Source organism: uncultured Actinomyces sp., from assembly GCF_963526355.1.
In the GTDB taxonomy this organism is placed as follows: domain Bacteria; phylum Actinomycetota; class Actinomycetes; order Actinomycetales; family Actinomycetaceae; genus Actinomyces.
This window is the reverse complement of the sequence record NZ_CAUROW010000109.1, coordinates 1-5,614: the sequence shown is the minus strand read 5'-3', so window position 1 is coordinate 5,614 and position 5,614 is coordinate 1. Positions and strand designations below refer to the sequence as shown.

5 protein-coding genes are annotated in these 5,614 nt (G+C 68.9%); 3 read left to right on the top strand and 2 right to left on the bottom strand.

Features of this window, described 5'->3' with window-relative positions:
- The 3 genes from RWR81_RS12125 to mscL all read left to right on the top strand — a co-directional run.
- A partial coding sequence (locus RWR81_RS12125; protein WP_314457987.1) for a 5-formyltetrahydrofolate cyclo-ligase occupies positions 1 to 631 on the top strand: 631 nt, incomplete at its 5' end.
- Between the two features lie 123 nt (positions 632 to 754).
- Positions 755 to 1,681, top strand: a complete 927-nt coding sequence (locus RWR81_RS12120) for an SAF domain-containing protein (RefSeq protein WP_314457986.1) — start codon at positions 755 to 757, stop codon at positions 1,679 to 1,681.
- A 106-nt stretch (positions 1,682 to 1,787) separates the two neighbouring features.
- A complete protein-coding gene (gene mscL, locus RWR81_RS12115) occupies positions 1,788 to 2,201 on the top strand; it encodes a large conductance mechanosensitive channel protein MscL (protein ID WP_314457988.1) in 414 nt (137 codons plus the stop codon).
- 147 nt (positions 2,202 to 2,348) lie between these two features.
- Here mscL and RWR81_RS12110 read toward each other — a convergent pair whose 3' ends face one another.
- Both RWR81_RS12110 and RWR81_RS12105 read right to left on the bottom strand, forming a co-directional pair.
- The gene (locus tag RWR81_RS12110; RefSeq protein ID WP_314457985.1) at positions 2,349 to 2,504 is read right to left on the bottom strand and encodes a transcriptional regulator; all 156 of its coding nucleotides are present in this window, start codon (positions 2,502 to 2,504) and stop codon (positions 2,349 to 2,351) included.
- 213 nt (positions 2,505 to 2,717) lie between these two features.
- On the bottom strand, positions 2,718 to 5,614 hold a 2,897-nt coding region (locus RWR81_RS12105), incomplete at its 5' end, for a DNA helicase (RefSeq protein WP_314457984.1).

The window sequence follows — 5,614 nt, the reverse complement described above, 5'->3', positions numbered from 1 at the left end:
TACGAGCCGACTCGAGGTCGACGACGCCAAGGACGAGCTGCGCAAGGTGCTGCGGTTGCACCGGCGCTCCCACCACCGCCACCCGATCGCAGGGCACACGCCCACCTGCAAGGCACTGACCGAGCACGCCCAGGAGGCGGTAGAAGGTGCGGCGAGTGTGGCGACCTTCGTGTCCGTGGGGACCGAGCCCTGCACTCGATTGCTACTGGAACGACTCCACGAGGCCGGCGTCGAGGTGCTGCTGCCGGTGCTCGGGCCGCGCCTGGCGCGTTGCTGGGGGCGGTTCCAGGGAACCACGGACCTGGCGGAGCGGGCACCGGGGCGCCCTCCAGAACCCAGCGGCCCCACACTGCCGGCTGAGGCGGTGCGCGAGGTGGACGCCCTCCTCATTCCAGCACTCGCCGTGGACCGAGACGGACGGCGCCTGGGCCAGGGAGGCGGCTGGTACGACCGGATGCTGCCGCTGCGGGCATCCGGGACCCACACCTTCGCAATCATCCACCCCGAGGAACTGGTGCGCGGGCCGCTTCCCGTGGAGGAGCACGATGAGTCCGTGGACGCCGTCATCACGGCTCAGGAGTGGTTCCTACTGGCCGCCGGCTCGCCGGCGCACGCCAGGTCCCCGGAGTGATAGAAGCCCGCGCCCGGATGAGCCGGGACTGCCCAGGGGCCACAGGCGCATGGTTGCAGCGCTCATCCACAGGGTCGACAGCTAGCGCGTGCCAACCGACAACGACCCTCGGATTCTGGAGTCATGAGACTCCGCCACCGCCTGTCCCGCAACTCATCGCCTCAATCACCCCGCCCATCCGGACCGGCCTCACACTCATCAGCCCGCGACAGCCGCATTGCCGCGCCACGCCCCTCGCTTCTGCTGTGGCGGCACCGTCACCTCGTCGTGGCCCTGTGCCTGGGGACAGCGGTCCTGGTGGCCCTCAGTGTGCTGCGCCCCGGCCCCGAACGGGGTCAGCAGGTACTCATCACGGCCCGACAGGTGACCGCCGGAGCCCTCATTACCGAGCAGGACGTCTCAACGAGCAGACTTCCGACGTCGGCACTCCCCCAAGCCGGGCTGGCCGCCAAGGAGCAGGTCGTCGGGAACCGGGCGGCCATCACCCTGGAACCGGGAACCATCTTGACGGTCTCAATGACCAGCGGGGGCATGGCGCAGCAGTTGGGAGCCGACGAACGACTGGTGCAGGTACCGATCGAGGTCGGGGCCGAACTCGCCCACCCCGGCGCCCGGGTTGACATCATCGGGCAGACACGGGAGGGGTGGACTCCCCAGACCTCACCACAACCGGCATCACAGGAACAGGAAGGCACCCCCGAAGGAGTTTCCGAAGGACAGGACGGCTCTCCCGCCCAGATCGGACCGGAGAACAATCCGGGCAAAGCTCCCAGCGCACCTCCGGAACCGCCACCTGACCAGAAGTCGCCAGGAATTCAGCAGACTCCTCAAAGTCTTTCCCAGGAAATATCTACCGGGCCGCTCGGAGAGCGCAGTACGGTCCTCTGTTCGGGAGCGCGCGTCGTTATGACACAGCGCGTAGGCGATGATGACCACTGGACGGGAAACAAGAAAGTAACACTTATCACACTAGCCATTCCTGCCGGTAACGCTATTGTGGTGGTCGGCGCGGCTACGAGTAGCACGCTCGGCATTGTGCTGAGCCCGTAATGCCGCTGCGAGCGCCTTACACAGATGATAAGACGCTTCACTTTCACTAGTCCCCGATGGCGCACCCATGGCAGACGTCTGCCCGCGCCGCTACGAAAGGATCGCCATGTTCAAGGGATTCAAGGAGTTCATTTCGCAGGGCAACGCCCTCGAGCTCGCCGTCGCCGTCATCATCGGTGCCGCCTTCTCACCGATCGTCAAGGCGATCACCGATGTCATCATGGCCATGATCAGCCAGGTCGTCGGCCAGCCGAACTTCGACTCCGTCGGTCAGTTCAAGCTCACCGCGAGCGCCACCGAGTTCGTCCAGCCGGGTACGATCATTACTGCCGTGGTGAACTTCCTGCTCGTGGCCGCCGCCGTCTACTTCGCCATCGTTCTGCCGATGAACAAGCTCAAGGAGCGCCTGGCCAGGGAGAAGGCCGCGGAGGACGCCAAGGAGATCACCGACGTCCAGCTGCTCACCGAGATCCGCGACCTGCTCTCCGCCGGCTCCGCCAACCACTCGCCCAGGCAGTGAGTCCCACAGCGATGCGGTAGCCGCAATCGCAGCATCACTTCAAGGCCCCGTCGATCCGAGTGATCGGCGGGGCCTTCCGCATTTCTCCTCCTGCAATACCAAAGAACGTTTGCCGGCATTCGCACGCAGCTGCACGATTGCTCGATATCAGCCCCAGTGCGGGGGGACGTCGCGTTTGAGGCGAACATCGTTGGAGCCGGCGCCACCGGTCTCGAGGGCATCGAGTCCTCCGCCGACCCCGCTGAGGGCATCGTGCTCGTAATCGGCTCGGGCAAGGTCCTCAGGGCTCTCGCCACGTGACACACGTTCCTGATCCTGTGCAGACAGGGCGATGACCCGCCGACGACGCCGGGCGCCTCTGCGTCCAGGAGCTGCGTCGTGGTGCGGCGCAGGTTCTAGGTCCGGATTGGAGGGCCCGTCCACGCCGCTCATCGCCACCTCGCCGTGCGAAGCGTCATTGGTAGCGTCGGTAGCGTCACCGTCATGCACCGTGTTGCTCGGGATCGCTCGGACGGCTCAACGGCTGCGCCGTACCGCATTAGCCAGGACCGCGTCGATCCCCGTGCCGCGGCGACGCAGAGCCAGGGCGGATCTGAGCTCCTCGACCTCCTGGACCTCGGAGCGGTTGACGCCGTCGGAGCGGATCCAGGTCATGAGGTCGTCGAGCTGGTCATCGGAGTAGGCCTGGAGCGGCAGGCCCTGGGCGATGCGGGGACGCTCAACGCGCTCGGGCGCCTCGCCGGGCTCGGACTCAGGCGCCTCTGGGACGGCTCGTACCGAGTCGTCAACGCGGTCGGGCACGGCCTCCATGGGCGGAGACGCATCACGCTGGCGCTCCACCAGGACGGCCAGGACGAGCTCCTCGACAGCCCTCGCCTCGGCCTCGGGATCCACGAACACCCCGGCGGAGAATGCCATGTGGACCCGCCAGCCGCGCCGCTCGAGGCGCTCGACGCGGTGTCGGTCGCGACGGCGCAGGCTCGGCTCGGAGGTGTAGTCGACGTCGTCGGTCAGGACCGCCACCAGCAGCTCGTCGGGGTAGTCGGGGTGGCCGATGGCCAGCGGAATCCGTACACCGCCATCGGTTCCGTACCGGGGGACGACTGACAGACCCTTGCGCCACAGGTGCTCGGCGAGGTCCACCAGAAGCCGGTCGGGCACCTTGCCGGCCGAGTTGCCGGTCTGGGAGGCATCCTCGGCGCGGGACAGGACCTCGCGCAGCAGACGCGCCCCCGGAGCTCGCAGGCGGTCCCGGTCGATATCGCCCGCCGCCAGGCAGGAGACCACCTGAGTGCTGCCCCGTGAGGAGCACAGGGCCTCGACGAGCCCCACCATGCCGCTGTGGTCGGAGACGGGGCCGAAGTTGTGGATGGTGCGGCCGTGCGGGGTCTTGGCGTAGCCCACCGAGATGATGATGTGGTCGCGTCGCAGAGCTCGCGCCTCATCCAGCTCGACGACGGTGAAGGGCTCGGCGGCCCCGGGAGCGAAGAACGTCTCCAGGGCCGGGGCGCCGGCGGCCGCCCGGCTGATCGCTGAGCGCAGGGCGTCGGCGTGCAGACGGTTGAGGGCAATGACGCCCAACGACTCCTCGGGCCGAGTCAGGGCCCGGTCGATGACCATGTCGACGACGTGGGAGACCTCGGCCTCCACGGTCTCGACCGCGGTCTGCCCAGGAGCCGGCATGCCCCGGCCGTCCACGAGCTCCAAGGACAGGTAGGCCTCCCCCGGCGGGGAGGGGACGGCCTCGACGACGCCCTCATATCCATTGGCCGCGAGGAACGAGGCGATGCCGGCGTCGAGGCTGTTGCGGGCGGTTGGCAGGGTGCGGGCAGGCAGGAGCGGGCCGAGCTCGGCGGCCAGGCCCGTTGTCGTGCGTCGGGAGTCGCCGACGAGGAGCACCTGCTCGGCGCGCACGAAGGCGGGCAGTACCTGCGGGACCGGCATGGGTGCGGAGGCGTCCAGAACGGCCAGATCCACGACCGCCGTCGGAGAGAAGATCTGGGGCACGAGCGTGGGCGGGACGATCCAGATCGGCCGGGCCAGCAGCGCCATGGGATGGGCTTCGATGATCTCGCGCAGCGGAACGCCGTCCTCGCGGGCCAGCGCGATGTACAGAGCGCGGGCATCGGCCTTGTCCTGTTCGACGGCGGCACGCACTCGACGGGCGCAGGCCTGGGCCACGGGGCCGGACAGGGAACGGCTGTGGGCGGCGTCGAGCTCGCGCAGCGAGACCGCCATCTGGGACAGGGCGCGCGCGTCGAGGCCCCCGAGGTCGGGGTCGGCGGCGAGGGTCTGGGCCAGCAGGGAGGACCACCAGCAGTAGGTGAGCTCGGACTCGAGCTTCTCCTCGTCGATGCGCCGAGCGGCCATGTCGGCCACGAAGTCGCTCAGCCCCAGGGCCTCGAGGTCGGAGCGGATGCGGTTGACCTCGGGAAGCCTCTGGGCGGTGAGGTCATCCGCGGCCAGCGAGCGAGCCAGATCCAGGAGGTCCTCCAGGGGCATCTCCATGAGCGCCGGCGACCCCTGGGCGCGTTTCAGGAGCGGCTGGAGCTCGGCGGCGGCGTCACGCGCCCGTCCAGCCGAGCGCCGCATCTCATCCAAGCCCTGAGGCAGACGTGGCCAGCCGCCATCGGGATCGTGCCGGCGCCACTCCTCCCGGCGGCGCTGGGCCTTGACCAGCTCTGCGTGCAGGTCGCCGACGACGCGGCCCGGCCGCACGAGGTCATTGGCCTGCCGCGTGAAGCGCCGGCGCCGCGAACCATCCATGTGGATGCCTCGCTCGTCACGCCAGCGCTTGGAAGCGGTGGCGATGACCATATCGGCGGCTGAGCGTTCGAAGACCTCGGGAAGGAAGACGTCCAAGGACTCGCGCACGCCGTCGAACATGTCGAGCTGCTCGATCCACTGGCTCAGGGTCCGGGCTCGGCTCAGACCGGTGGTGCGCGCGACTGTGGCCGTGTGCTCCTGAATGGAGGGCAGCAGGTCGTTGGCCAGGGCGCGCAGGTGGACCAGAGCGTCGGTGGCCTCGTCCATATCCTCCACCGGGATCCCGTTCCAGGCGCTGGAGGAGACCTCGGGGGTGAGCAGGCCCAGAGCACGCCCCCGGCGCAGGAGGGCGCGGGCCTGGTCCATGCCGTCCTCATCAAGGCGGCCCAGGTGCTCGATGTCGATTCGGGCTCGGGTGGTGGCACGGTCGCGGCGACTGGTGAGCTCGGCGAGCTTCTGAAGGGCCTCGTAGGCGGAGACCGACCAGGGCTCACGGGGTCGGTGCAGGGCCCGCACGTAGCGGTCCAGGCGTGAGCGGACCGTGGTGAGGCGGTCGCGCAGAGAGATGATCTCGGTGACATCGAGCTGGGGTGGCTGGACGCCCAGGCTCTCGCGGATGCCCTCGGAGGCGTGCTGGCGCCAGGCGG